This window comes from Falsiroseomonas sp. E2-1-a20 (genome assembly GCF_051433195.1).
In the GTDB taxonomy this organism is placed as follows: Bacteria; Pseudomonadota; Alphaproteobacteria; order Acetobacterales; family Acetobacteraceae; genus Falsiroseomonas.
In genome coordinates, this window is the sequence record NZ_JBHMFT010000021.1 from 20,750 (window position 1) to 46,739 (window position 25,990).

21 protein-coding genes are annotated in these 25,990 nt (G+C 70.9%); 12 read left to right on the plus strand and 9 right to left on the minus strand.

Annotation, left to right across the window (positions count from 1 at the left end; genetic code table 11):
* Nucleotides 1-58 precede the first annotated feature (58 nt).
* Entirely contained in the window at nt 59-550 is a 492-nt protein-coding gene (locus ACFHPP_RS21600) for a fasciclin domain-containing protein (RefSeq protein ID WP_437165307.1), read from the minus strand.
* A gap of 453 nt (nt 551-1,003) precedes the next feature.
* Between ACFHPP_RS21600 and ACFHPP_RS21605 the strand changes: the two genes are divergently transcribed.
* Nucleotides 1,004-1,810 (plus strand): MipA/OmpV family protein, encoded by an 807-nt coding sequence (locus tag ACFHPP_RS21605; RefSeq protein ID WP_437165308.1) that lies wholly within the window; start codon nt 1,004-1,006, stop codon nt 1,808-1,810.
* A gap of 15 nt (nt 1,811-1,825) precedes the next feature.
* Here ACFHPP_RS21605 and ACFHPP_RS21610 read toward each other — a convergent pair whose 3' ends face one another.
* Complete coding sequence (locus ACFHPP_RS21610) at nt 1,826-3,412, minus strand: ABC transporter substrate-binding protein (protein ID WP_437165309.1); 1,587 nt, start codon at nt 3,410-3,412, stop codon at nt 1,826-1,828.
* 31 nt (nt 3,413-3,443) lie between these two features.
* A complete protein-coding gene (locus ACFHPP_RS21615; RefSeq protein WP_437165310.1) occupies nt 3,444-4,478 on the minus strand; it encodes an AraC family transcriptional regulator in 1,035 nt (344 codons plus the stop codon).
* Between the two features lie 301 nt (nt 4,479-4,779).
* On the opposite strand from ACFHPP_RS21615, the gene ACFHPP_RS21620 reads away from it, so the two are divergent.
* The 4 genes from ACFHPP_RS21620 to ACFHPP_RS21635 all read left to right on the plus strand — a co-directional run bounded on the left by ACFHPP_RS21620 (nt 4,780) and on the right by ACFHPP_RS21635 (nt 8,855).
* On the plus strand, nt 4,780-5,163 hold the full coding sequence (locus ACFHPP_RS21620) for a hypothetical protein (protein ID WP_437165311.1): 384 nt from the start codon (nt 4,780-4,782) through the stop codon (nt 5,161-5,163).
* Between the two features lie 163 nt (nt 5,164-5,326).
* Nucleotides 5,327-6,298 carry an asparaginase domain-containing protein gene (locus ACFHPP_RS21625; RefSeq protein WP_437165312.1) on the plus strand — a complete coding sequence of 324 codons (972 nt, stop codon included), beginning with the start codon at nt 5,327-5,329 and terminating at the stop codon, nt 6,296-6,298.
* 25 nt (nt 6,299-6,323) lie between these two features.
* Nucleotides 6,324-7,409, plus strand: coding sequence for an AI-2E family transporter (locus ACFHPP_RS21630; protein WP_437165313.1), 1,086 nt, complete (start codon nt 6,324-6,326; stop codon nt 7,407-7,409).
* A 195-nt stretch (nt 7,410-7,604) separates the two neighbouring features.
* Entirely contained in the window at nt 7,605-8,855 is a 1,251-nt protein-coding gene (locus ACFHPP_RS21635) for a helix-turn-helix domain-containing protein (RefSeq protein ID WP_437165314.1), read from the plus strand.
* Nucleotides 8,856-8,867: 12 nt separating this feature from the next.
* Here ACFHPP_RS21635 and ACFHPP_RS21640 read toward each other — a convergent pair whose 3' ends face one another.
* The 6 genes from ACFHPP_RS21640 to ACFHPP_RS21665 form a co-directional block, all read right to left on the minus strand.
* Complete coding sequence (locus ACFHPP_RS21640) at nt 8,868-10,424, minus strand: DcaP family trimeric outer membrane transporter (protein ID WP_437165315.1); 1,557 nt, start codon at nt 10,422-10,424, stop codon at nt 8,868-8,870.
* A gap of 107 nt (nt 10,425-10,531) precedes the next feature.
* Nucleotides 10,532-12,025 (minus strand): alpha/beta hydrolase, encoded by a 1,494-nt coding sequence (locus ACFHPP_RS21645; RefSeq protein ID WP_437165316.1) that lies wholly within the window; start codon nt 12,023-12,025, stop codon nt 10,532-10,534.
* Between the two features lie 19 nt (nt 12,026-12,044).
* Nucleotides 12,045-13,325 (minus strand): patatin-like phospholipase family protein, encoded by a 1,281-nt coding sequence (locus tag ACFHPP_RS21650; RefSeq protein ID WP_437165317.1) that lies wholly within the window; start codon nt 13,323-13,325, stop codon nt 12,045-12,047.
* Nucleotides 13,326-13,831: 506 nt separating this feature from the next.
* Nucleotides 13,832-14,935 carry an LLM class flavin-dependent oxidoreductase gene (locus ACFHPP_RS21655; protein WP_437165318.1) on the minus strand — a complete coding sequence of 368 codons (1,104 nt, stop codon included), beginning with the start codon at nt 14,933-14,935 and terminating at the stop codon, nt 13,832-13,834.
* A 186-nt stretch (nt 14,936-15,121) separates the two neighbouring features.
* Complete coding sequence (locus ACFHPP_RS21660) at nt 15,122-15,892, minus strand: UTRA domain-containing protein (protein ID WP_437165319.1); 771 nt, start codon at nt 15,890-15,892, stop codon at nt 15,122-15,124.
* A complete protein-coding gene (locus tag ACFHPP_RS21665) occupies nt 15,889-17,262 on the minus strand; it encodes a formimidoylglutamate deiminase (RefSeq protein ID WP_437165320.1) in 1,374 nt (457 codons plus the stop codon). The genes ACFHPP_RS21660 and ACFHPP_RS21665 overlap by 4 nt, the downstream gene beginning before the upstream one ends.
* An 86-nt stretch (nt 17,263-17,348) precedes the next feature.
* Here ACFHPP_RS21665 and hutI point away from each other — a divergent pair, with 86 nt between their 5' ends.
* The 7 genes from hutI (at nt 17,349) to ACFHPP_RS21700 (ending at nt 25,845) form a co-directional block, all read left to right on the plus strand.
* Nucleotides 17,349-18,557, plus strand: coding sequence for an imidazolonepropionase (gene hutI / locus ACFHPP_RS21670; protein ID WP_437165321.1), 1,209 nt, complete (start codon nt 17,349-17,351; stop codon nt 18,555-18,557).
* Entirely contained in the window at nt 18,554-20,071 is a 1,518-nt protein-coding gene (gene hutH, locus ACFHPP_RS21675) for a histidine ammonia-lyase (RefSeq protein ID WP_437165322.1), read from the plus strand. Before hutI ends, hutH begins: the two co-directional genes overlap by 4 nt.
* Nucleotides 20,068-21,741: a urocanate hydratase gene (gene hutU / locus ACFHPP_RS21680; RefSeq protein ID WP_437165323.1), complete on the plus strand. Its 1,674-nt coding sequence runs from the start codon at nt 20,068-20,070 to the stop codon at nt 21,739-21,741. The genes hutH and hutU overlap by 4 nt, the downstream gene beginning before the upstream one ends.
* 70 nt (nt 21,742-21,811) lie before the next feature.
* Nucleotides 21,812-22,609, plus strand: a complete 798-nt coding sequence (locus tag ACFHPP_RS21685) for a phytanoyl-CoA dioxygenase family protein (RefSeq protein ID WP_437165324.1) — start codon at nt 21,812-21,814, stop codon at nt 22,607-22,609.
* A gap of 40 nt (nt 22,610-22,649) precedes the next feature.
* On the plus strand, nt 22,650-23,723 hold the full coding sequence (locus ACFHPP_RS21690; RefSeq protein WP_437165325.1) for a TRAP transporter substrate-binding protein: 1,074 nt from the start codon (nt 22,650-22,652) through the stop codon (nt 23,721-23,723).
* A gap of 5 nt (nt 23,724-23,728) precedes the next feature.
* The gene (locus tag ACFHPP_RS21695) at nt 23,729-24,277 is read left to right on the plus strand and encodes a TRAP transporter small permease subunit (RefSeq protein WP_437165326.1); all 549 of its coding nucleotides are present in this window, start codon (nt 23,729-23,731) and stop codon (nt 24,275-24,277) included.
* Nucleotides 24,274-25,845 carry a TRAP transporter large permease gene (locus tag ACFHPP_RS21700; protein WP_437165327.1) on the plus strand — a complete coding sequence of 524 codons (1,572 nt, stop codon included), beginning with the start codon at nt 24,274-24,276 and terminating at the stop codon, nt 25,843-25,845. Before ACFHPP_RS21695 ends, ACFHPP_RS21700 begins: the two co-directional genes overlap by 4 nt.
* Nucleotides 25,846-25,990: the final 145 nt, after the last annotated feature.

The following is a 25,990-nucleotide window of genomic DNA, read 5'->3' on the forward strand; positions in this document are numbered from 1 at the left end:
CCAAGGCACCGGCCCCGGCGTGGAACGCGCCACGCCTGAACCGGTGCGTGCCGCCGCGCTAGCGGATCAGCGGCGCGTCGATGGCATGGATCACGCCGTTGGAGCAGGCGATGTCCGCGCGCGTGACGCGTGCCGAGGTATCGCCCTGCGCCGTCAGGGTGACGACGCCGTTGGCAGCGCTGTGCCGCAGCTGCGTACCTGCCGCGGTCGTCAGAGAGCCGTTCTGGGAAAGCGCCGCGGCGTCATGGCGGCCCTGGATCACATGCGCCTGGAATGCGGCGGGCGCGAGAACCGGGTCGGCTTCGCGGTTGCCATCCACCAGCGGGAAGAGCCGGTCGACGAGCACGCTGCGCGCACCGCCGGACAGTGCGTCGTTGGTCGGCGCGAAGATCGTGATGCTGTTGGCGTTGCGGAAGTCGGCCACGGCGCGGGCGCGGATGACACCGTTCACGAAGCGGGAAAACTCACTCATCCCCGCGAGGACGTCGATGCAGTTGCGCTGCTGCGCCGCGGCGCCGGGCGCGGTGGCGGCGCCCGCGGTCACGGCCACGGCACAGAATGCCGCGAGGCGCAGCTTTGAGGATCGGTTGGTCATGGCATTCTCTCCTTGTGGCGGGCCGGAGCCCCGTATCGAGGTGGCGGGGGCTTCGGCCCGGACCGCCGAGCAGCACCCTAGGGCGGCGCATCCGGCGGCGGCATGGGCGTAGGTCTCAGGCCTATGCCAACCGTCCCATCCTCGATCGGCAAGCGTGGTTTTCGCGCGGAGCCTTTTCGGCAATCCGCCTTCCTGCGCAGGAAGCGGCGGAGACATTGGAACATGCCGCGCATCCCTTGGATGCAACGCCGATGTTCCAGGCCGTGCCGGCCGCTAGCCTTCCACGCAGTTGCGTGGGAGGAGACTGCGATGGATCAGGACAACGCTGGGCTTGTGGCCCGGCTGGCGCATGTGCAGGCAAGGTCCGATGCTCCTCGTCGGCTCCGCTCGTGCCGAGGGTGGCACCGCATGGCACAGGGCGTGCTGGTGGGCGCGGTCATGCTCGTGTTCGGAACACCGTCGCAATCGCAGTCGGACCTCACGCCGCAGGTTTTGCCACCGGCGCCGGCGCCGGCCGGCGAATGGCGCGTATCGATCGGCGCGGGCGCGCTGCTTTCGCCCGACTACCTCGGCTCCGACAGGTACAGCTTCTCGCCACTGCTCAGCCCGGATATCCGCTGGCGGGAGGACACGCTGTTCCTGTCGCTGCGTGACGGGCTCGGCGCCACGCTCCTGCGCCACGGCAATGTCTCCATGGGTCTCGTGCTGCGGCCCCGCTTCGGCCGCGACCAGGACGACAACGACGCGCTGCGCGGCATGGGCGACGTCCGCGCCGCCGGCGAGGGCGGTGCGTTCCTGCGCTACGCCGACCCGAACTGGCGCGGCTCCCTCGAGCTGCGCCAGGGCTTCGGCGGCCATTCGGGCCTGGTCGCCGATGCGCGTCTCGACCGGGTCCTGCGGCTGCGGCCGGACATCATCCTGGCGGCCGGGCCGCGGCTGAGCTGGGGCAGCGAGGATTTCGCGGAGACGTATTTCGGCGTGGATGCGGAGCAGGCCCGCCGCACCGGCTATGCCCGCTTCGCACCGCAGGACTACTGGTTCGCCGGCGTCGCTGCGAGCCTGACCCTGGTGCTTGATTCAAGTTGGAGCGTGACGGCCTTCGGGGAGGTTGGGCGCATCCTGGGCGATGCGGCCGATAGCCCGCTGGTCGACGGCCGCGGCAATGCGACCCAGGGGGTGCTGGGCCTGGCGGTGGGCTGGCAGTTCACGCGGTGACGCCGAGGCCAAGCCTCAGCGATGCACATTCCAGAATACGGGCGGCCCGGGCAGCACGCCCAGCAGCGACCGGCGGTAGGCTGTCGGCAGGAAATACTGCCCGAGCGGGATGTAGGGCACCTCGGCGAAGGCCAGGCGCTGCATCTCCGCGGCGATGGCGCGCTGTGCGGTGATCTCGGCGGCGTCGATCCAGGCGCTGGCGAGTTCCTCCATGCGTGGGATGGAGGGCCATCCAAACCAAGCGCGGTCGCCGCCGCCGCGGACCAGCTGGTGCACCCCCGGGTTCAGCATGTCGAGCGCCGCGAAGCCCGTGTAGAAACAGGACCAGCCGCCGCGCTCGACCGGCTCGCGGCTGGCGCGCCGCTGCACCACGGTTGCCCAGTCCGTCGCGATGATGTCCAGGTTGAGCCCCAGGCGGCGGAACAGGTCGGCGCCGACTTCGCCCGCTGCCTTGCCGGTCGGGAAATCCGTCGAGACCAGCGAGACCACGCGCTCGCCCCGGTAGCCGGCCTGGCGAAGATTTTCGCGCGCGCGCGCGATGTCACGAGGCCCGACAATGGCCTCCATGCCGGCATCCGTTTCCAGCGGCCCGCCGGGCGGCCAGATCCCGACACCGTCCTGCCACGCGCCATGCGCCGTGCCCGCCACCGCATTCATGAAATCCGCCTGCTTCACGGCGCTCAGCACGGCGCGTCGGATCGCCGGGTTGTCGAAAGGCGGATGCAGGTGGTTCAGGCGGCAGATGCTGACGCTGCCGAGCTGCGGTGTCGTCTCGATCACCAGCTCCGGGCTGCGGCGCAGGCGCGGCAGCAGGTCGAAGTCGGGCCGCTCCACCCAATCAACCTCGCCACGCAGCAGGGCCGCGGCCGCGGTGGCGGGGTCCGGGATCGTGTGCCACTCGACGCGGTCAAAATGCGCGACCTTCGGCCCCGCTGTCCAGTCGGGTGTCCCGTCCGCGCGCGGCCGGTAGCCGGCGAAGCGTTCATAGACGGCGCGCGAGCCCGCGACCCATTCGTCGGCACGGAACTGGAAGGGCCCGGATCCGACCACCTCCGTGACGGAGCGTGATGGCTCGGTCAGCGCGAGGCGCTCGGGCATGATGGCGCAGATCGGCGACGCCAGCTTGCCGAGCGCGTCGAGCATCGGGGGAAAGGGGCGGGACAGGCGGATCACGAAGGAGCGGTCATCGGTCGCCGTCATGTCCTCGGTCCGCGCCGCCAGCAGCTGGCCTAGCGGGTCGCGGCGCGACCAGCGGCGGATCGAGGCGACGCAGTCGCGGGCCCGCACCGGCTCGCCATCGTGGAACAGCAGGCCCTCGCGCAGGCGGAAGGTCCAGCGCAGGCCGGCCTCCTCGACAAGGTGCTGCCCGACCATCTGCGGCGAGGGCCGCAGCGAACCGTCCAGACCGTAGAGCGTATCGTAGATCATCAATGCGTGGTTGCGCACGACATAGGCGGTGGTGACGAGTGGATCGAGCACCGAGAGGTCCGCCTGCGGGACGAAGCGCAGCACCCGCGGGTTCGCACCACGCGCCACCAGGTTCGGCGCAGGCAGCAACGTGGCGGCCGCCACGGCGTGGAGGAGGCGTCTGCGGCTGGGCACGGTTGTTGCTCCACGACGTCTCGTCAGCCGGTCATGCGTGTCCGGATGCCTGAAGGACCGGTGCCGGCGCCTGGTTGACTGGCTGCTCGGAAGGAACGGCGCGCCGCAGCGCGCCGGGCGCGTAGCCGAATTCCCGGCGGAAGGCGCGGCTGAAGGTTGTCGGCTCGAGGAAGCCAAGCTCCTCGCTGATCTCCTGGATCGTGCGGCCATCGCCGGGATCGGCGATCGCCCGATGTGCCTGCCGCAGCCGTTCGCGCTGGATGTCGCGCACGACGCCGCCGACCGGCTCGAACAGGCGATAGAGGCGGGAGCGGGAGATGCCCACCAGCCGGCAGAGCGATTCAGGGGTGAGGTCCGGCGAGCGCAGATGCTGGCGGATGATGGCGCGCACGCGTGCGAGGCGCGCGGCCCGCACGACCTTGTCGTCCACCAGCCCCGGCGTCGCGCCGGCCGAAACGGCTGCCGTCACCAGCGCGCGTGTCGCCTCCACGGCGCGTGGGATTTCGGCGTCACGCATGCTCGGCAGTTCGTCGGCGATGCGTTGCAGGAAGCCGCCGAGCAGGCGACCCGAGGCGGAGGCGAGCGGCTCCGTGCGGCAGCCCTCGATCGCCGGGCCAAGTTCAGGGCAGCCGTCCCGCGGCATGACCAGGCAGAGCCATTCGCCACCGCGAAGCTCCGTCTCGAAAGGTTCGTCCAGCGAAAGAACAATGGGGACAAGTGGCGGAATGATCAGCTGGGTGTCGCCGGCGCGCACGGCATGCATGCCGCGGGTCGCGACGCAGACAAGCCAGTCGTCGCGAAGGTCGCGCCGGATCTGCGCCATCGTCCGGCCATGGCGAGCCAGTGGTCCGGCAAAGCGGTACAGCGCGAAGCTGCCCAGCTTCCAGATGCCGCGCTCCGCTGCGTCATCTGGTGCGGGGGCCAGGTCTTCCAGCAACCCGGCCAGGTCGAGCGTCGACGCGCGACCGGCTTGCCGGCCGGCCTCGTTCCTTCCGCCTTGGCACCGCGGGACCGGCTTGTAGTGCCCGGACTGCCAAGGCTCGCGCATCATCATGGTGGCCACCATGCCTGCCTCCTCGGTGTGACGCTGCACGACGCGATCGGGCAGCGCACCATCATAGTGCGATCGGGACGCGTCACGCGCGCACACCGAAACTGCGCACAGTCCTGGGACACTGGGCATAAACCGGAGCGGGCAGCCGGCAGTGGCTGGTATGTGCGGCGCAACGCGGGGATTCCCAACCCATCGCCGCGGCCCGGTCGCCCGCTAGACTGCGTTCGGCCGGTGTCGCGCCGTGCTGCGTCGCCGATGGGGCGACAGATGGGATGAAGATGTGTGCCGCTGTTTCAACTGAAAGGAGATCCGCATGATGACGAACCTGCGACGCACCTTCCGGCGCGCAAGTCTCGCGGCTGCCGCCTTCGCAGTGGCAGGCCCGCTGCCATCGCTGGCGCAATCCTCCATGGGCTCGCGCGAATTCCAGCAGGCGGAGATGAGCGAATTGTCGCCGGCCCTGCGCAGCGAGGTTGAGCGTCGCGTGGCCCAGGGTCCGGGCAATACGCCACGCGGCGTGCTCGAGGCAATGCTGCTGAACGAGCTGCAGATCCGCGAACCGGGCAGCCGCATCGTCGGGGTGGACATGGGCCGCGGCGTGGTCGTGCTGCAGCAGCAGGCCGGCACCATGAAGGCCTACACCTTCAGCAAGCAGGAGGGTCTGCGCGTGGTCGGCGAAGTTTCGCTGTCCCGTTGACCGCGGGCGCTTTGCCAAAGCTGGCGTTGAGCGAATCAGGCGCGGTCGTCCCGGCGCCGGCACGTCCGGGGGCAGCCGGGCCAGCGGAGGGCCAGGTGCTGCCTCGTGATCCTGCCCAACGTCGCCCGGCCGAGGGCGCGTTCGGCGTCGGTGGTGCGCCATCATGAAGCGTCCGCGCCTGATCATCATCTCGGTCGGCGGTGCCGAAGCCGGGATGCCGGATATGCAGGGAAGGCCGATGCAGAATTCCGTCCTGCTGCCGGCCTCGGTCCCGGGGTTGGCCGCCATCGCGGATTTCGACGAGGTGGCCCTGCTGCACCTGCCCAGCGCCTCGCTTTCGCCAGCACACCTGGTCGATGTCGCACAGCGTATCGAGGACGCATTGGCCAATGGCTGCGATGGCGCGGTAGTCCAGCATGGTGCCGACACCATCGAGGAATCTGCCTTCATCCTCGATCTTCTGGTTGGCAGCGAGAATCCCGTGGTGGTCGCGGCCATGTCGTGCGCCGGTGGAGGCCAGGCCCCGCATGACGCGGCGCGCCTGGCGGCCGCCGTCGCCGTCGCCGCCGCGCCCGAGGCGCGTGGACTGGGCACGCTGATCGTGGCCAAGGACGAGATTCACGCCGCGCGTTTCGCCCAGCTTTCCCATGCGCGGCAGGGGGCGGCCTTCGTCTCTCCACTGGCCGGCCCGATCGGCGCCGTGGTCGAAGGTCGACCGCGCCTGTGGGCACGCGTGGCGCGTCTGCCGAATTTCCCCGCCTATGGCGGGCCACCGCGGCAGGTGGCGCTGCTGCGTTGGGCGATGGGTGACGACGGGCGCTGGCTCGGCTCGTTGCCCATGCTCGGCTACGCCGGCGCGGTGATCGAGGGCTTGGGCGCGGGAAATGTCCCGATGGAGGCCACGCTGCCGCTCGGCGAGCTTGCGGCGCGCATGCCGGTGGTGCTGGCTTCGCGCTCCACGACCGGGTTCGTGGTGGCACGCAGGCGGAATGGCGCGGATGTGGACCTGCTTCGCCTCGGGCTGATCCCGGCGGGGTGGCTTTCCGGCCTGAAAGCCCGCCTGCTGCTTGGCGTCGCGCTGCGTGGCGGAGCCGGCCATGCCGCCGCCGCCGCCGCATTCGCGCACTATCAATGATGGCGGGAAACGCGCTGCGCACGCAATGATGGAGGGAAACGCGCTGCGCACGATGATCGGCCTGTGCACGGTGATCCTGGTCACGGCAGCGATGCGGGCCGCCGACGCGGTCTTCGCGCCCATCGCCGTCGCGCTTTTCGTGATCGCCCTCGTGCGGCCGGTGCAGCGCGGTGTCCAGGCCAAGGCGGGCGCGGGCGTGGCGGCACTTGCGACCATGGTCCTGGCGTTGGTTATGGTCGGGGTGCTTGCGGTGCTCAGCGCCTGGGCCTTCGGCCGGGTTGGCCAGTGGACCATCGTGAATGCCGCCACGCTCCAGGCGCTCTATGGGCAGAAACTCACGCTGCTGCAGGATGCCGGTGTACCGGCGGAGGCCTTGGCCGGGCTGTTCGACATGCGCTTCCTGGTGCGCCTGGCGCAGCAGGTGACGGCGCAATTGCAGGGTGTGCTGAGCTTTACCACAGTGACGCTGGTCTTCGTCATCCTTGGGCTGCTCGAGGTGGATGTGGCGCGTCGCCAGCTGGAGGCGCTGCGCGCTTCTCCTGGCGCCGCCGCCCTGCTGCGCGCCGCCTCCCGGACGGGCCAGAAGCTGCGTGGCTACATGGCCGTCCGCACCGCGATGAGCATCATCACCGGACTTGCCGTCTGGGCCTTCGCCAGGGCGATGGGCCTGGAACTGGCGGAGGAATGGGGAATCATCGCCTTCGTCCTGAACTACATCCCCTTCATCGGCCCACTGGTCGCGACGGTCTTCCCGACCGCCTTCGCCGCGCTGCAATTCGGCACCTGGCAGGTTGCCCTGACGGTCTTCGCCACCCTGCAGGTCATCCAGTTCCTGCTCGGCAGCTACATCGAGCCACGCCTGGCGGGACGGCGCCTGGCGGTCTCGCCATTCCTGGTCCTGGTCGCGGTGTTCCTCGGCTTCTTCGTCTGGGGAATCATCGGCGCCTTCATCGGTGTTCCTGTGCTAATCGCGATTCTCTGTATCCTGGAGGAATTCGAGGAAAGTCGCTGGGCCGCACGGCTGCTGTCCGGCCGCGATGCCGACCTTCCCCTGTTGCCACCCGGCGAAGGTTCCCGTCGGGCTGAAGCAGCCGGTTCGCGGAGCGGCTGACGCAGCGGCGCGGCCCGCGGGTGGCACCGGACCATGCCAGGTGTCCCGTCACTTGGCCGAGCGTTCAGCAGGCTGTCGCAAAGCGACCTTCACGGTTCCATGGCCGGTCCTGGCGGTTAAGGTTTACGAAGGCCCTGGCCCGCCCCAGGAGAGGGTGGCCGCGCCGCGCTTCAATGGTCATGAGAGGGTTGGACAGTGGCTGCAGCGCCCCTGGATGCGGTTGTGGAAGGTGGCGGCCATGATGGCTTGGCCGCTGCCGCGCCCGTCGGTGAGGTCCTCGCCCGGCACCCCGTGCCGGTGCGGCCGTTTTCGTCCTGGCAGAGCCGTGCGAACCATTTCCGATGCGGCGATCATCCGGTCGATTGCGAGGGTGAGGACGCCGAGCGGGCGGAGGGCGTGGCGGATCCTGGCACGCAGGCCGAGGGCCGCCCCCGGCAGCCCCTGGCCTTCTCGACCCTGGACCTGCCGCCATGGCAGCAATTCGATGCCTGGCAGGCATCCAGCGCCGGTACCGTGGAGGTGACGCCGCTGGCCGACCCGGCCGCGGGCTTCCCGGCCGAGCGGGCTGTGTGGGCTCTTGGCCCCATGGCGCTCATGACGATGCGGGCGCCGGCGGCGCGACTCGTGAGGACCGCCGCGGCGGCGCGCCGCAGTTCGCTGGACCACTGGATGATCACCATCGCGCTGCGCGGGGAACGGCGGATCCGGACCGATGCGGGATGCCTGACCATTCCCGCCGGGGTCGCCAGCATTGCCTCGATGAACGACGTGTTCGACTCGGACCGCTCGGACATCGACTGGCTCTGCCTGTGTCTTCCCCGCGACCTCGCGCCGGAGATCGCGACCGCGCTGAACGCGTCCCGCGACACGCCGCTCGATACCTCCATGGGCCGCATCCTGGCCTCCTTCCTCCTCCAACTCGCCGCCGAGATACCCTCCCTCGGCGAAGCGGAGCAGGCGCGCGTCGTCGAATCCACGCGCGCCATCGTCGCTGCCTCCATCGCGCCCTCTGCCGAGGCGATGGCGGCCGCGCAGGCGCAGATCGACCTCGTGCAGCTCTCGCGCGTCAAGGTCATCATCCGGCAGCATCTGCGCTCCGCCATCCTCACGGCGGAACGGCTCAGCCGGCTGGCCGGCGTGTCCCGCTCGCAGCTCTATCGGTTGTTCGAGCACCAGGGCGGCGTCGCGCGCTACATCCAGTCGGAGCGCCTGCGGGCGGCATGCCGCGCGCTCGCGGCGCCCGAGGGTGAACGCGACATCTCGGCGATCGCGGAAGATGTCGGCTTCTTCGATCCCTCCGCCTTCAGCCGCGCCTTCCGGCGGGAATTTGGAGTCTCGCCACGGGAATTCCGTGCCGCGGCGCTGGCCGGGCAGGCCGTCGTGCAGCGGCGCGGCGCCCTGAAGCCGGACACGACGGACCTCGCGGATTTTCTCGGCCGGCTGTAGCGGCGCATCGCGTCAGAACCTTGCGATGCCGAAGGCGACCAGGCGGTTGGCGATGCCGTGCCCGACGCCGCCGGGTCCCGCCGCCTGCGCGCCATCCTCCAGGTCGCGGCGGCTGAAGACGTATTCGACGCCGAGGTCGAGCCAGCCGAAAGGCTGCCGGCTTGTCGGGCTGCCTGCGAAGGGACTCCAGACCAGGTTCGCGATGACCTGCTGCATCTCCCGGTTCAGCGACAGCGCACCGCGGGAGCCGGGCGCGAAGCCGATGCCATCCGGGAAATCCTGCCGCGCATAGGCGTAGGCGACGGTGCTGCGCAGCGTGTCGCTCCAGAAGCGGCGGTAGCCGATGGTGCCGCCATAGCTCGGCACCGGCTCCAGGCTGTAGCCGGTGCCGGCCGTCGTGGCGATGTCGGACAGTGCCGCCTGGCCGAAGGTGTTGCCGGCGAAGTAGCGCCCGATGCCCTCGCCGTAATGGCCCATCAGCAGCAATTCATCGCGGCCGAAGGGCGGCATCCAGCGGCCGAGCGGCAGGCGCGCATGCGCTGCGAGGCCCCAGCCGAGGCTGCTTTCGGACCCGCCAGGACCCAGCGCGGTGCCCTCCGCATCGAGCGCGAGGCGTCGCACCAGGCCGCGCAGCACATACTCCTCCGGCCCATCGCGCCAGGTCAGCCGCGCCAGCAGATCCGGCGCCTGGTCGAAGACCGGGCTCGCGCCGCCATCCAGGCGGACCGGGCTGAAGATCGGGCCGTTCTGCGTGGTGACATCGCCATAGGGCGCCTCGAGCGAGGCCTGCATCGTCCAGTTCGCGCCGAAGCGCCGCGTCGCGCGCAGCTGTGCCTGGCGGATGAAGGACTGGTTCAGGTTCGTGGCGTCGTGATAGGCCTCGATCAGGCCTTCGTTCCACAGGCTGTTCGCCTGGCCGGCAAGGAAGCTCCACTCGCCGCGAGACAGCTCCGCGAAGGCGAGCCGCAGGCGGAGCGCGAGGTCGCCGCCCTGCGCGATCTCGCCGCGGAAATCCGCCTCCACCGTGGTGTCCAGGCGGCCCCAGGTGGTCTCCGTGCGGGTGTCGAAGCCGACGCGGGAGCTGCGCGCCGTGACGTCGAAGCCGCCGGTCTGGCGTGCGGCGGCGCTGCCGGTCAGCGGGATGCCCTGCACCGAGGCCGCATCCGTCGCGTTGCGCCCGTTGAAGTCGGTGTAGCCGGTCAGCCGGATGAAGCCGTAGAGCCGCACCGTGGTGTCGGTGTTCGGCACCCGCATCGCGAGCCCGTCGAGGCTGCCGCGCAGCGCCTGGTCCACCTCCGCCCGCACCACCTCCGGCGTGCGCGGCGGTGGCACGACGACGACGGCTGCGACGGGCGGTGCGGCAGCGGGCGCGGGCGTCGCCTGGCGGGCCGGCGTGGCGGCGCGCGCCGGTGCCGGGCGTGGCGCGCGGCGCTCGCGCTCCAGTTGGTTGACGCGCTGCTGCAGCGCCTCGATGCGGCGGACGAGGTCCGCGACATCGGGCTGCTGCGCCGCCACCGGCGTGGCGACGATCGCAAGAGCTACGGCGCCCGCCGCTGTCGAGATGCGCATCGTTCAATCTCCGCCGAGCATGTGCGGCGAGCATCAGGAATCGCGGCCGGCGCAGGAAGTGCGCCGCGTCTCGTGCGCGTGCCGGTCGTTCCGCGCTGCCTGCGGCCTCAGCGCACCGCGCCGGCTGTCGACCGCGCGGTGTCGGCGGCGATGTCTTCCTCGATCCGGGTGAGCAGATACGGGAAGAAGGGATTCGAGGAGAGGCGCAGCAGCGCATCCGATGCGATGGACAGAACGCCACGCTCTCCTCGTGGTGCGATGGCACCAAGCTGGACACCGAAATCCTCGGCCGGATCGGGATCGAGGCCGTACAGCCCATCCGTGATCGGGAAAGGCAGCGCGACATGCGAGAGCGAATACACCTCCCGCGGCCAGGAGAGTCCGGTAGGCCGCAGCTGCACATGCGTCGTGCCGGCTTCGGTCACACGCTCCTCCACCTCGGCCCGTTCAGGGCCGGCATTGGTGAGGACGGCCGCGCGCCAGGTCCGGGTGGCGGAGGGCAGCAGGCGGTCGAGCGCCGTCTCCGTCGCCGGCGTCAGCAGCGGCCCGAGCTTGGCGTTGCGGTTGATGTCGAACAGCACCAGCTCGCTGCCCTGTTCCGGCAACTGGTCATAAAGCGCGGTGATGACTGCGCGCGTGCTGACGGTGAAGTCCACCACCGACTGGAAGCTCAGGATCGGCGGCAGCGCCGCGAGCCGGCCCGCCGCCGCCTGGCGCCGCATCTGGTCCTGCACCGCCATGGTCAGCCGGTGCGACTGCCGCGCGCCGTTGACCGGGAAGGAGTTGTACTTGAAGGGAATGAACTCCGGCACGATGCCGAGCCAGGCAGCCTTGGCGAAGCGCGGCAGCAGGGCCGGCAGCGCCGTGATGCCGGCAAAGCGCGCGAAGGCGGTGATGCCGATCATGGGCGAGATCAGCACGAGCCGGTCGGGCCGGGGCAGGGCTGTGTCTTCCACCGCATCCAGCGCGTGCTTCAGGGCGAGCGCCGCGCCGGTCGAGAAGCCGACGAGATGCAGCGGCCGATCCGGGCCGACGCGCCGGCGGGCCTCGCGCAGGGCGAGGCGCGTGGCGGCGAGCCAATCCTCCCACGTCACCCCCGTCAGCGCGGCCGGCACCGTGCCATGCGCGGGCAGCCGGATGCCGATCGCGACCCAGCCAAGCTGGCGGTAGCGGGCGGCGACGTGGCGCAGGCTGTAGGGGGAATCCGTCAGCCCGTGCAGCAGGACGACGGCGCCGCGCGCCTCGCCCTCTGGCTCGAGCACGAAGGACCGGTTCCAATCCTGCACCATGCGCGCGGGATGCAGCGGGCTGTCGGCGAAATAGCGGTTGGCGGCAAACCTGTCTTCCGGCTCCAGTGTCTCCGTCACCTTCGTGCGGACCGTCGCGAAGGCCGCGGCTTCGGCGGCAAGCCACCCGGTCCAGTCGGCGGAGTCGATCTGCTCGGCGCGCAGCTCCTCCGGCACCACCAGGTGCCAGGGCGCGAGCGGCGGGCCGCGCTCGGTGTCCCACACGCGCAGGATCAGCAGCGCGAGCAGCAGCGTCGCTGCCAGAACCACGATCCGTCCCGGCAGGCGCCGCAGCCACCGTGGGATGCCCGTCACGGGTTCCTGCCGGACACGGTCATCGCCCCGCCGCCAGGCTTGCCGGATCGGGGGGCAGCGCAGCGGGCGAGGTGGTGACGAACGGCGGCGCGGTCTCCCACGCCGTGCCGTTCCGGCCGGTGACCCGGCCGTATTCGAACAGCGCCTTCATGAAATCAGGATCGAAGGCCCCGCTGCGCGGCGCCCTGAAATCGGTGCCGATATAGGCCACGCGGAAGCCGAGCCCGTCGCGCACCGCGGTCAGGTAGATCCGGTTGATGTCGTTGATGCCGCTGAAATGGAGCAGCGTGGAGGCGGATCGTCCGGTGATGCTCATCACGCCGCGCGCCACCGTCGCGCCCTCCAGGTCGATGCGCCCGTTGCGCACGACATGGATCACCCGCCGCGGCGATGCCGACCGGGCCCTGTCCAGCTCGCGCAGCTGCATGGAGGGCGGGTAGAAGAAGACCTGCACCGAGGCGCCGCCATCCACGTGCATCTCCTGGTAGGGGCGGCCCTGGTGCTCGATGTTCACCAGCACCGGCGGGAAGGCGCCGGGGATTGAGGCGGAGGCGAGCAGGATGCGACGGAACAGGTCCAGCGCCCCGGGCTGGCCGCTCGCCGCTATGGCGCCGATGTTCCAGACCACCGGGCGCTGCAGGTCGAGGTTGGTGGTGCCGATCAGCAGCAGCCGCCCGCGTTCGTATTCCCGGGCGATGGATCGCAGCATCGTCTCGTCGGCATAGCGCTCGATCATGCGATAGAGCGGCGACGTGTCGGCGACCGCCTCGCCGAAGATCAGGGAGAAGGCGGTGGAGAGCCATCCGCCGAATCGCAGCACGTCGGCCTGGCCGGCGGGGGTGAAGACCTCGCGCAGCTGGGCGTCATAGGCGGGACCGAGGAAGGCGAAGGGCGCGATCAGCGCGCCGGCGGAGATGCCGGTGACGACGGTGAATTCGGGCCGGTTGCCGGCCTCCGTCCAGCCGTTCATCAGGCCCGCACCGAAGGCGCCGTTGTCGCCGCCGCCCGACAGCGCCAGGAAATGCGCCTCGGGCGCGACGCGCTGCGCCGCGCGGCCACGCTCGACCATCAGCAGCCCCTCCCGGCTGAGGGCGTCGGGCGGGCCATCCGGCCAGAAGCGGGCGTTGGAGAGGCCGAGCACCGGCAGGTCCGTCGTCAGGACCGAGGGCGGCGGATCGAGGCGGACGATGCTCGCGCAGCCAGCCAACAGGCTGGCCGTCAGCAGCACCAGGGCAACATGTGTCGTGCCGCGAGGGAGCCGCGTGCGGTTCGACCGGCGGGCGAGGGGCGTGCCGGGCATCAGCTCGTCACGAACGCGCCGGTGCCGGCGTGGCTGCCCTGATGGGTTTGCCCGGGGGCTGCCCGACCTCGAGCATCCAGCCGCGGCAGGACTGCGTTGAAATGGGCCCGTCGGCCCAGGCGCCGGGATCGGCAGCCATGCTTCGCGCGGCAATTCGACCTGCAATGCGCATTGGAGTCACCCTTCTCCCTGTCGCTGGTCACGCTCGCAAGGCAGCCTTGGCGGCAGGCCGGCGACGCTTTCGCTGAAGCCTGGTGCACGCGCATGGTCCACCGGCGTGATGTCCGCCCGACGGATTAACGAGCCCGCCGCCTGGCAGCAATTGACATCATGTTTCGTTGCTGTGGCCGGCATCCCACGCCGGGCGGCATGGGTGCCGCGTCAAAGGCGCGGTTGGCCGCGATCCAGGTCGAGTGGCGCGAGGTACGCCTCGGGTGTCTCGTCCTTCGGCCTGCAGGAACGCGGCTCGGCACAGCGGAACCGCGCCGGCAGGAGGCTGAGGCAGGCTATCGCGAGGTGGCCGCGAGGTGCTGGCGGAAGCGCGGCATCACCTCCTCCGCCAGGCGATGCATCGTCTCCTGCTCCCACGCCCGGTTGGGGCCGCTCCAGTCGAGGCCGGCCATCAGCACGTGGTCGAACGGCCCCGCGCGCTCCCGCAGCGCGACCAGCCGGTCCAGCACCGTCTGCGCCGATCCGGCGATGACGCAATCCGCGATGATCGCCTCCAGCGTCACGCCCTCGTCGGGCGTCCCGGCGCTCGGCTTCAGGGTCGCGAGCATGCCAGCGCGGCGGGCCAGGGTCGAGAGGTAGTGGAAGTAGTAGCGGTTGGCGGAGGCGGCATTGAAGATGCGGTCGCGCGCCTCGGCATCGGTGTCGGCGATGCAGAAGTTGCGGGCGATCCGCCAGTCGGCGCCCGCCACCTCGCGGCCCTTGGCAGCCAGCGCCGTGCGCAGCGTATGCCCATGCCCCTCCAGGATGCGTTCCGCGACGAAATTCGCCGAGACCACGCCCCAGCCGCGCTCGGCTGCCATGCGGACGCCGAAGCTGTCGGCGCTGCGCGCGGTGATCGCGATCGGGGGGTGGGGGCGGCTGAAGGGCTTCGGCATGGTGCCGATGCCGAATTCCGGGATCACCGCCTGGCTGATGCGGGCGGACCAGGTCGGACCCTCGATGGCGTAGGGCGGATCCTGGCGCCAGATCTCCAGGATGATGTCGATCGCCTCCAGCATGCGCTTGCCGCGCTGCATGGCGTCGGTGTTGCCGAACAGCTCCCAGTCGGACGGCAGGCCACCCGGGCCGATCCCCAGGATCAGGCGGCCTTCCGTCATGTGGTCGAACTGCGCCACCTCGGCGGCGACCATGGCGGGGTGGTGGTTCGGCAGGTTGATCACGCCAGTGGCGAAGGTCAGCCGCGTCCGCGGCGCCAGCGCGGCCATGAACATCAGGGGCGAGGCGATCGGCTCCGAGGTGGCGGAGAAATGCTCGCCGACCCAGAGCTCGTCGAAGCCGAGCCGGTCGGCGAGCAGGGATTTCTCCGTGTCCTCGGCCAGCGTCTCGTGCATCGGCCGCTCGGGTGGATGCAGCGGCATCATGAACAGGCCGAGGCGCATCGTGTGTTCCTTCTGCTGTCTGCGGCGTCGCTACAGTCTCAGCCCGCTGATCGCGCCACGCCCATCGCCGACCATCCAGACCGACAGGTCCGTTCGCCGCAGACGCCGCTGCTGCATGCGGCGTTGCCGTGTCCTGCCATGATGATGCTGGGCCATGCCCCGTGGGGGGGCAAGCGGGCGCAGGCGTCACCCCCGCTGCTGCGCCCGTGCCCTTGGGCCAGGCAGGCCACCCTGGTCCGCGGTGAAACGGCCGATGAGGCGATGGCGGCCGCCCGGATGCCAGAGGCGCGCGAAGGTGACGGGTACCTCCCCGTTCCAGGTCCGGCGCTCCACCACCAGCGCCGGCTCGCCCGCCTCCATGCCCAGCCAGCGAGCGATGCGGGGCGGGGTGCGCGTGGCGAGGATGGCGTGCTCGGCCTCGGTCCAGGCGATGTGGTCCAGCAGCCAGCGGCCGGGCGGGGTGGCGGCGAAGCGCTCGGCGGCGGCGGCGGGCGCGGCGGCCAGGTGGATGCGCCGTTCCTCCAGCTGCACGGGTGCGCCATCGGCCAAATGCCGCGTGGTCAGTGCCAGCAGCGGCGCACCTTCCTCGACGGTCAGGGCGGCGGCGTCGGCCGCGGTGGCGGGGCGGGTCGCGCGGTAGAGGATGTCATGCGCATGGGTGCCGCCGGCGGCCGCGATCTCGGCGCCGATGTCCCAGATCTCGAACACCGCCCGGCCACGCGCCTCGGGGCTGGCGATGGTGCCGGCGCGCCGGTTGCGGCGCACCAGCCCTTCCGAGGCAAGCTGCGCGATGGCGCGATGCACCGTCATGCGCGAGGCGCCGAACAGCGCCATCAGCTCGGCCTCCGGCGGGATGCGCCCGCCAGGCGGGATGCGGCCGGAGAGGATGGCCTGGGCCACGGCGCGGCGGATCTGCCCGTGCACCGGCCCCTGGCCGTCCAGGGTGAAGTCGCTCATGCCGCCAGGATGCGGGCGAGGACGGCGGCCACCCGCGCCTCGGCGGCGGCACGAAGCGGGTGGCGTCCCGCCTCCACCACGCGCCGGCCGCGCACCAGCACGTCGCGGATCGGCGAGGTCCGGCTGGCGAAGACCAGCGCGTCCAGCCACCGGTCGCCATCCCGCGCCGCGAGCGCCGGGTGCGCGGGGTCCAGCAGCAGCAGGTCGGCCCAGGCGCCCGGGGTGATCCCGGCCGGGCCGGCGGCCAGGGCCTGCGTGCCGCCCGCCAGCGCGCCCTCCCACAGCGTGCGGGCCGTGGAGGCGCCGCGCGGGGCCAGGGCGTTGCGGGTGCGGTGCGCCAGGCGCTGCGCGTATTCCATGGTGCGGAGTTCGTCGGCCGCGCCGATCAGGATGTTGCTGTCGGTGCCGACGCCGAAGCGGCCGATGCTGGAATCGTCGGCGGCGTCGCGGTAGGGCAGGGCGGCGAAGATGCCGTCGCCGAGATTGCTCTCCGTCACCGGGCACAGGCCCACCACCGCGCCGGCCCGCGCCAGGTCGGCCAGTTCCCGCGGCGTGCCGTGGGTGGAATGGATCAGGCACCAGCGCGCATCGAGGCCCACGGAATCGAGCAGCGCCGCGATGGGCGGCTGGCCCAGGATGGCGCGGCAGGCCTCCACCTCCTTCACCTGTTCCGCCGCGTGGATGTGCAGCGGCTCCCCGGCGCGGAGCATGGCGGTGATGTCGTGGATCTCCTCGAAGGTGGCGGCGCGCAGGGAATGGGGCGCGGCGCCGAATGTCGCGCCCTCCAGCCCCGCGATCGCGCGGCGGCTGCCCTCCAGCAGGCGGGCGAAGCCGTCGCGCTCGTTCAGGAAGCGGCGCTGGCCGGGCAGGGGCGGCGCGCCGCCGGCCTCGCCATGGGCGTAGAAGCAGGGCAGCAGGGTGAGCTGGATGCCCGTGGCGCGCGCCGCGGCCGCGATCCGCTCCGCCATCTCGGCCGGGTTGGCGTAGGGGCGTCCCTCCGGGTCGTGATGCAGGTAGTGGAATTCGCCGACGCGGGTGAAGCCGCCCTCCAGCATCTCGGCATAGGCGAGGGTGGCGATGGCCTCCACGTCGTCAGGCGTGAGGTGGGCGAGGAAGCGGTACATCACCTCGCGCCAGGTCCAGAAGCTGTCCTCGGCGGGGCCGGCCTGTTCCGCCAGGCCCGCCATGCCGCGCTGGAAGGCGTGGGAATGCAGGTTGGGCAGGCCGGGGATGGCGATCGCGTCGTGGCGCTCGCCGCCGTCGCTGTCCGGCGCGACGCCGGCGATGCGGCCCGTGCCGTCAAGCGTGACCAGCACATCCCGCCGCCAGCCTTCGGGCAGCAGGGCATGGGCGAAAAGCAGCTTGCGCATCGGTCCGCTCCGAAGCAGATTATGTATATACATTAATGCCGAGGCCAGAGCATAAACGCTGGCACGATCACCGCAAGGACGAGCGCATGGCGGGCCTCCCGGCCGATCTGCTGTTCGAGGGCGCAAGGCTGGCCACCATGGCCGGGCCAGGGCTCGGCGTGGTCGAGGACGGGGTGCTGGCGGTGCGCGACGGGCGCATCGTCTATGCCGGGACACGGGACGGCGCGCCCGCCTTCGCGGCGGCGCAGCGCGTGCCCTGCGAGGGTCGCTGGATCACGCCCGGCCTGGTGGATTGCCACACGCACCTGGTCTTCGCGGGCGACCGGTCCGAGGAATTCGCGCGGCGCCTGGCCGGCGAGAGCTACGCGGACATCGCCCGCGGCGGCGGCGGCATCGCCGCCACCGTGCGCGCGACCCGCGCGGCGGATGAAGCGACGCTGCTGGCGCTGGGCCTGGCGCGGCTGGATGCGCTGCTGGCCGAGGGTGTCACCACCGTCGAGGTCAAGTCGGGCTACGGGCTGGACGAGGCGACGGAGCGTCGGCAGTTGCGCGTGGCGCGCGCCCTGGGCGCACATCGCGCCGTGACGGTGCGCACCACCTATCTCGGCGCGCATGCCGTACCGCCGGGCGGCGACCGCGTGGCGTATCTCGACCTGGTCTGCGACCGCATGGTCCCGGCGCTGGCCGCGGAGGGCCTGGCGGATGCGGTGGATGTGTTCCAGGAGGGCATCGCGTTCTCCGCCGGGGAATGCGCGCGCGTCTTCGCCGCCGCCGGCGCCGCCGGCCTGCCAGTGAAATCCCATGCCGAGCAGCTCAGCGACAGCGGCGGCGCCGAGCTGGCCGCGCGCTTCGGCGCGCTCTCGGCGGATCACCTCGAATACTGCTCGGCCGAAGGGGCTTCGGCGATGGCGCAGGCGGGCACCGTCGCGGTGCTGCTGCCCGGCGCCTTCCTGATGCTGAACGAGACGCGGAAGCCGCCCATCGCCAGCTTCCGTGCGGCGGGCGTGAGGCTGGCGGTGGCGACGGATCTCAACCCCGGCTCCTCGCCCATCGCCTCGCTGCGCGTCTCGGCCACGCTGGCCTGCGTGCTGTTCGGCATGACGGTGGAGGAGGCCTGGCGCGGCATGACCATCAACGCCGCCCATGCGCTGGGCCTGCAGGATGCGGTCGGCAGCCTGGAGGCGGGCAAGCGCGCGGACCTCGCCATCTGGTCGGTGGATCACCTGGCGCAGGTGGTGGCGCAGATCGGGCCTTCGCCGCTGCAGGCGCGCTATCATGGGGGGGTGCGGGCATGACGCTGGTTGCGGGCGCGGTGACGCTGGCCCAGTGGCGGGCGGTGCTGGAGGGGGCGACGACGCCGCTGGATGCGGGCGCGCGGCCCGCGGTGGACCGCGCCGCCGCCGCCGTGGCGCGCGTGATCACGGCGGGCGAGACCGCCTATGGCGTGAATACGGGCTTCGGCAAGCTGGCCTCCGTGCGGATCGGCGATGCGGATCTCGCGGCGTTGCAGCGCAACCTGATCCTGTCGCATGCCTGCGGCGTCGGCGCGCCGCTGCCGGCGCCGGTGGTCCGGCTGATCCTGGCGATGAAGGCGGCATCGCTCGCCCGCGGCGCGTCCGGCGTGCGGTGGGAGGTGGTGCAACTCATCGAGGCGATGCGGGCGCGCGACGTGCTGCCGCTGATCCCGGCCAAGGGGTCGGTCGGCGCCTCGGGTGATCTCGCGCCGCTCGCGCACATGACGGCGGCGATGCTGGGGGAGGGGGCGGTGCTGCCGAATGTCCCGGCCGCGCGTGCCCTGGCGCGGGCCGGGCTGGAGCCCATCGCGCTCGGCCCGAAGGAAGGGCTGGCGCTGATCAACGGCACGCAGGTCTCGACCGCACTCGCCTTGGCCGGGCTGTTCGCGGCGCATCGCGTGTTCCAGGCGGCGCTGGTGTCGGGCGCGCTGACGGTGGATGCGCTGCGCGGCTCCGATACACCTTTCGATGCGCGCATCCATGCGCTGCGCGGCCATGCGGGGCAGCGCGACGTGGCGGCGGCGCTGCGTGGCCTGCTGGCGGGCAGCGCGATCCGCGAAAGCCACCGCCAGGGCGATGACCGCGTGCAGGATCCCTATTCGCTGCGCTGCCAGCCGCAGGTGATGGGCGCGGGGCTGGAGGTGCTGCGCTTCGCCGCGCGCATACTGGCGACGGAAGCCAATGCCGTCACCGACAATCCGCTGGTGATGGAGGATGGCTCCATCCTGTCCGGCGGCAATTTCCATGCGGAGCCGGTGGCCTTCGCCGCCGACCAGATTGCGCTGGTCATGGCCGAGATCGGCAATCTGGCGGAACGCCGCGTGGCCCTGCTGGTGGATCCGGTGATGTCCGGGCTGCCGGCCTTCCTGGCGCGCGACGCGGGGCTGAATTCCGGGCTGATGATCGCGCAGGTGACGGCCGCCGCGTTGGCATCCGAGAACAAGCAGCGCGCGGCGCCGGCCTCCGTGGACAGCATCCCGACCTCGGCGAACCAGGAGGATCATGTCTCGATGGCGACGCATGCCGCGTATCGCCTGCTGGAGATGGCGGAGAATGCCGCCGCCATCATCGGCATCGAGGCGATGGCGGCGGCGGAGGCGCTGGAGCATCGACGTCCGCTGACCTCCTCCGCGCCGCTGGAGGCCGCGCACGCCGGCATCCGCCGGTGCATCCCGCCGCTGCTGGCCGACCGCTTCCTGGCGCCGGACATCGCCGCCGCCACCGTGCTGGTGCGCGAGGGCACGCTGGCCGCCGCCGCCGCCCACCCCCTGCCCGAGCTGGACACCGACGCATGAGCCGCATGGCCAACAGCCGCATCATCACCGCCCCGCACGGCCCGGAGCTGACCTGCAAGAGCTGGGCGGCCGAGGCCGCCATGCGGATGCTGATGAACAACCTGGACCCCGAGGTCGCCGAACGGCCGCAGGAGCTGGTGGTGTATGGCGGCATCGGCCGCGCCGCGCGCGACTGGGACAGCTTCGACCGCATCGTCGGCAGCCTGAAGGGCCTGGAGCCGGACGAGACGCTGCTGGTGCAGTCGGGCAAGCCGGTCGGCGTGTTCCGCACGACGGAGGACGGGCCGCGCGTGCTGATCGCGAATTCGAACCTCGTTCCCCATTGGGCAACTTGGGAGAAATTCCACGAATTGGATCGCATGGGGCTGATGATGTACGGCCAGATGACGGCCGGTTCCTGGATCTACATCGGCAGCCAGGGCATCGTGCAGGGCACCTACGAGACCTTCGCCGAAGTGGGCCGCCAGCATTACGGCGGCACGCTCGCCGGGCGCTGGGTGCTGACGGGGGGCCTGGGCGGCATGGGCGGGGCGCAGCCGCTGGCGGCGACCATGGCGGGCGCCTCGATGCTGGCGGTGGAGTGCCAGCCCTCGCGCATCGAGATGCGGCTGCGCACCCGCTACCTCGACACTCAGGCGGCCACGCTGGACGAGGCGCTGGCGATGATCGAGGCTGCGCGGGTGGAAGGCCGCGCGATCTCCGTCGGCCTGCTGGGCAATGCGGCGGAGGTTTTCCCCGAGATCCTGCGCCGCGGCATCCGCCCCGACGTCGTCACCGACCAGACCAGCGCGCATGACCCGCTGAACGGCTACCTGCCGGCCGGCTGGACGCTGGCCGAATGGGAGGAGCGCCGCGAGCGCGACCCCGATGGCGTGGTGCAGGCGGCCAAGCGTTCCATGGCCGCGCATGTGGAGGCCATGCTGGGCTTCCATCGCCTGGGCATCCCCACGCTCGACTACGGCAACAACATCCGGCAGATGGCGCAGGAGGCGGGCGTCACGGATGCCTTCGCCTTCCCGGGCTTCGTGCCCGCCTATATCCGCCCGCTGTTCTGCCGCGGCATCGGCCCCTTCCGCTGGGCGGCGCTCTCGGGCGACCCGCAGGATATCGCGCGTACCGATGCGAAGGTGCGGGAGCTGATGCCGGACGACGCCAATCTGCATCGCTGGCTCGACATGGCGCAGAAGCGCATCGCCTTCCAGGGCCTGCCGGCGCGGATCTGCTGGGTCGGGCTGGGGGACCGGCATCGCCTGGGCCTGGCCTTCAACGAGATGGTGGCGCGCGGCGAGCTCAAGGCGCCCATCGTCATCGGGCGCGACCACCTGGACAGCGGCTCCGTCGCTTCGCCCAACCGGGAGACGGAGGCGATGCGCGATGGCTCCGACGCGGTGTCGGACTGGCCGCTGCTGAATGCACTGTTGAACACCGCCTCCGGTGCCTCCTGGGTCTCGCTGCATCATGGCGGCGGCGTCGGCATGGGCTTCTCGCAGCATGCGGGGATGGTGATCGTGGCCGATGGCACGGAGGCGGCGGCGAAGCGCCTGGCCCGCGTGCTGTGGAACGACCCCGGCACGGGCGTGATGCGCCATGCCGATGCTGGCTATGAATTGGCCATCGAGCACGCCCGCCGCACAGGATTGAAGCTGCCCGCGCTTGGGATCGGAATGTGAGGCGCGAAGGCCGCTTTACAGCGCGCGGGCGCAACCGCAGCATGAATTGGCAGGGATGGGATCGACCCGCATGGACCAGGCTACCGCACCGGACCCCGAGGCCCAGGCTTTCGCAGCGGATGGCGCCATCCTGCTGCGCGGCGCCTTCGCCGAATGGGTGGAGCCGCTTCGCGCCGGCATCGAGACGCTGATGGCCGCGCCCGGCCCGTATGAGCGCAGCTACACGCCGAAGGATGGCAGCGCGCGCTTCTTCCAGGATTTGTGCAACTGGCAGCGCATCCCGGAATTCCGCGCCTTCGTCGAGCAGGGGCCGGGGGCCGCCATCGCGCGCCGCCTGACGGGCAGCACCGGCGTGCGCTTTTTCCACGACCATGTGCTGGTGAAGGAGCCGGGCACCAGCCTGGTCACGCCCTGGCACCAGGATGCGCCGTACTACTGCGTGGAGGCGGAGCAGTCCGTCAGCTTCTGGATCCCGCTCGACCCCGTCTCCCGCGACGTCACGCTGGAATGCGTGGCGGGCAGCCATCTCTGGACCAAGGCCCTGAAGCCGAAGCGCTTCGACGGCACCGACCTGTATGAGGGCGATGACCGCGAGGAGATGCCCGACATCGACGCCGAGCGTGACAGGCACCGCATCCTGGGCTGGGAGATGCAGCCGGGCGATGCGGTGGCCTTCCACTACCGCACCATGCATGGCGCGCCGGCCAACACCTCCCCGCAACGGCGGCGGCGCGTGTTCTCCGCGCGCTGGGTGGGCGATGACGCGGTGTTCCGCGATCGTGGCGGCCGCGGCTCCCCGCCGCTGCGCCACCTGACGCTGGCCGACGGCGCGCCGCTCGAAGGCGACGAGTTCCCCCGGTTCACCTGAGACCAAGACACGAGAGGCAAAGACGACAATGCAGAGACGCATGATGCTCGGTTCGGCCGCGGCCGCGACCGCCGCGACGCTGGCGACCCCGGCGCTGAGCCAGGGCCGCATCGAGTGGCGCATGGTCACCATCTGGCCGCGCAACCTGCCCGGCCCCGGCGTGGCGGCGCAGCGTTGCGCCGACCGCATCGGGCAGATGTCGGGCGGGCGGCTGACGGTGCGCCTGTTCGCCGCCGGCGAGGTGGTGCCCCCCGCCGGCGCCTTCGATGCGGTGGCGGCCGGCACGGCCGATCTGTACCACGGCGTGCCCTCCTTCTGGATTTCCAAGTCGCCCGGCATCGGCTTCTTCGGCAGCTTCCCCTTCGGCCTGACGGCCTATGAGCGCCAGGGTTGGATGATGCATGGCGGCGGCCAGGCCATGTATGACGAGATGTATGCCCGCTTCGGCGTGAAGGGCTTCATCGTGGGCGACAGCGGCCCGCAATGGATGGGCTTCTTCAAGCGCGAGATGAACAGCCTCGAGGATTTCCGCGGCCTGCGCTATCGCACCGCGGGCCTGGGTGGGGAGATGTTCCGCCGCGCCGGCGCCTCCGTCGTCTCGCTGCCGGCCGGGCAGATCTTCGCCGCGCTGCAATCCGGCACGATCGACGCGGCGGAGTTCGTCGGCCCCTTCTCCGACCTGCCGCTCGGCCTGCACCAGGTGGCCAAGAACTACTATTTCCCGGGCGTGCAGGAACCCTCCTCGGCCGAGGAGATCGGCATCAACATGGGCAAGTGGAACGCCCTGCCGGAGGACCTCAAGGCCATCGTGCGCTTCTGCGCCCTGTCGCTGCACGAGGAGACCACCACCGAATACGACGTGCGCCACCCGATCGCGCTGAACGAGCTGGTGACGCGCCACGGCGTGGTGGTGCGGGAGGTGCCGCGCGACATGCTGATCGCCTTCGGCAACATCGCGGGCGAGCTGCTGGCCGAGTTCCGCGCCCACCAGGACCCGCTGGTGAAGCGCATCGCCGACAGCTACGCCGAATTCCGCAACCGCAGCGCCGCCTACATGCTGCAATCCTATGCGGGCAATTTCAATTCGCGCGCCCTGCCGATCCGCTGGGGCTGACACGCTTGCGCCTCCTGCTCCGCGTCGCCGATGCGCATGACGCCCTGACCAGCCGCCTGGCGCAGGGCGTCAAGTGGCTGGCGCTCGCCGTGGTGCTGGTGCAGTTCGTCGTCGTGGTGCTGCGCTACGCCTACGGCTCCTCCTTCGTCTGGATGCAGGAAAGCGTCATCTACGTCCACGCCACGCTGTTCATGCTGGCCATCGGCTATACCTGGCTGGTGGACCAGCATGTGCGGGTCGACGTGTTCTACGCGGGCTGGACGGTGCGGCGGCAGGCGGCGGTGGATTTGGCCTGCGTGGTGCTGGCCGCACTGCCCTTCTGCGCGCTGGTCGTCTGGGCCTCCTATGACTACGCGCTGCGGTCCTGGATGCAGGATGAGGGGCCGATGGCCCTGGGCGGCGTGCCCTTCGTGCCGGCGCTGAAATCGCTCATCCCGATCATGGGCGTGCTGCTGGGTCTGCAGGCCGTCTCGGTGGGCATCCGCTGCGTGGCGGTGCTGACCGGCGCGGCACCCACGCATTTCCCGCACCGCCAGCGCCAGGGTGAGGCATGAGCACCGCCGCCATCGGGCAGGTGCTGGACCTGCTCATGTTCGTCTCGCTGTGCGCGCTGATCCTCACCGGCATTCCGGTGGTGTTCCTGCTGGTGGGCTGCGCCATCGTCTTCGGCACGCTGGGCATCCTGTTCGGCGTGTTCGACACCTTCCTGCTGGGCGCGCTGGCGCAGCGCATCTTCGGCACGATGACGGGCGAGACGCTGGTTGCCATCCCGCTTTTCGTCTTCATGGGCATCATGCTCGAACGCTCGCGCATCGCGGAGGAACTGCTGGAGGCGATGGGGCGGCTTTTCGGCACGGTGCGCGGAGGGCTTGCGATCAGCGTCTCCGTCGTCGGTGCGCTGCTCGCGGCCTCGACCGGCATCGTGGGGGCGACCGTCGTCACAATGGGGCTGATCGCGCTGCCGGCGATGCTGCGGCGCGGCTATGACAAGCGCTTCGCCTGCGGCACGGTCTGCGCCGCCGGCACGCTCGGGCAGATCATCCCGCCTTCCACCGTCATGGTCATCCTGGGCGAGGTGATCTCCGCCGCCTATCAGCAGGCGCAGCTCGCGCAGGGCCTGTTTTCCATCCAGACCGTCTCGGTCGGGCAGCTTTTCGCGGGATCCATGGTGCCGGGCCTGATGCTGGTGGGGCTCTACATCCTGTACCAGTTCATCCTGTGCCTGTTGCGGCCCGAGATGGGCCCGGCCATGCCGCCTGAGGAAGCCGAGGGCATCACCACCGCACAGATCCTGCGCGCGCTGCTGCCGCCCATCATCCTTGTCATCGCGGTGCTGGGTTCCATCCTGGCCGGCGTCGCCACGCCGACCGAGGCGGCGGCGGTCGGGGCCATCGGCGCCACGCTGCTTGCGGGGTTGCGCCAGGAAGGCGGTCGCCACTGGCCGATCTGGCTCGCGGGCCTGGCCGCCGTGGCGCTGGTTGCGCTGGGGCTGATGTTCGACATGCGCCTCGGTCGGCAGGCGCCGCCGCTGGCCGACCGCATCGCCATCGGGGTCGCCGGGCTGCTGGTGGTGGTGCTGGCGGCGGGGGTCGCGCTGGCGCTGTGGCGCACCTTCCGCGGCGGCGTGCTCGGCCAGGTCTCGCACAGCACCATGACGATCACGGCGATGATCTTCGCCACCCTGATCGGGGCCACGCTGTTCTCCCTGGTGTTCCGCGGCCTCGGTGGCGACGAGACGGTGAAGGAACTGCTCTCCCTCATCCCCGGCGGGCCGACGGGCGCGCTGGTCGCGGTGATGATCCTGATCTTCCTGATGGGATTCTTCCTCGACTTCGTGGAGATCACCATCATCGTCGTGCCGATCGTCGGGCCGGTGCTGCTGGCCATGGGGATCGACCCCATCTGGCTGGCCGTGCTGATTGCGCTGAACCTGCAAACCTCCTTCCTCACGCCGCCTTTCGGCTTCTCCCTGTTCTATCTCGGCGGGGTGGTGCCGCGCGGGGTCGGCACCGCCGACATCTATCGTGGCGTGGTCCCCTATGTGTGCCTGCAATTGCTGGCGATCGGCCTGGTGATGGCCTTTCCGGCGCTGGCGACCTGGCTGCCCGCGCTGCTGTTCTGATCAGGCGCCCGAAAGGAACGGATGGCGACGGGTGCAACGTCGGACCCCCGCCGTTCGAGCCTTGGCGGGGACATCGTGGAAGAAGCCGTTCGGGCAGTTTTCGGATCGCCGCGGGTTCGGCGCCTCTCCCTTGGCGTCGGGAAGG

Coding starts and splice junctions, on each gene's coding strand:
- hutU (WP_437165323.1), top strand. CDS start 20,068: ATGAGCCGCATGGCCAACAGCCGCATCATCACCGCCCCGCACGGCCCG.
- ACFHPP_RS21660 (WP_437165319.1), bottom strand. CDS start 15,892: ATGAGCGACTTCACCCTGGACGGCCAGGGGCCGGTGCACGGGCAGATC.
- ACFHPP_RS21605 (WP_437165308.1), top strand. CDS start 1,004: ATGGCACAGGGCGTGCTGGTGGGCGCGGTCATGCTCGTGTTCGGAACA.
- ACFHPP_RS21615 (WP_437165310.1), bottom strand. CDS start 4,478: ATGGTGGCCACCATGATGATGCGCGAGCCTTGGCAGTCCGGGCACTAC.
- ACFHPP_RS21665 (WP_437165320.1), bottom strand. CDS start 17,262: ATGCGCAAGCTGCTTTTCGCCCATGCCCTGCTGCCCGAAGGCTGGCGG.
- ACFHPP_RS21690 (WP_437165325.1), top strand. CDS start 22,650: ATGATGCTCGGTTCGGCCGCGGCCGCGACCGCCGCGACGCTGGCGACC.
- ACFHPP_RS21625 (WP_437165312.1), top strand. CDS start 5,327: ATGAAGCGTCCGCGCCTGATCATCATCTCGGTCGGCGGTGCCGAAGCC.
- ACFHPP_RS21700 (WP_437165327.1), top strand. CDS start 24,274: ATGAGCACCGCCGCCATCGGGCAGGTGCTGGACCTGCTCATGTTCGTC.
- ACFHPP_RS21650 (WP_437165317.1), bottom strand. CDS start 13,325: ATGCCCGGCACGCCCCTCGCCCGCCGGTCGAACCGCACGCGGCTCCCT.
- ACFHPP_RS21655 (WP_437165318.1), bottom strand. CDS start 14,935: ATGCGCCTCGGCCTGTTCATGATGCCGCTGCATCCACCCGAGCGGCCG.
- hutH (WP_437165322.1), top strand. CDS start 18,554: ATGACGCTGGTTGCGGGCGCGGTGACGCTGGCCCAGTGGCGGGCGGTG.
- hutI (WP_437165321.1), top strand. CDS start 17,349: ATGGCGGGCCTCCCGGCCGATCTGCTGTTCGAGGGCGCAAGGCTGGCC.
- ACFHPP_RS21630 (WP_437165313.1), top strand. CDS start 6,324: ATGATGGAGGGAAACGCGCTGCGCACGATGATCGGCCTGTGCACGGTG.
- ACFHPP_RS21620 (WP_437165311.1), top strand. CDS start 4,780: ATGATGACGAACCTGCGACGCACCTTCCGGCGCGCAAGTCTCGCGGCT.
- ACFHPP_RS21640 (WP_437165315.1), bottom strand. CDS start 10,424: ATGCGCATCTCGACAGCGGCGGGCGCCGTAGCTCTTGCGATCGTCGCC.
- ACFHPP_RS21685 (WP_437165324.1), top strand. CDS start 21,812: ATGGACCAGGCTACCGCACCGGACCCCGAGGCCCAGGCTTTCGCAGCG.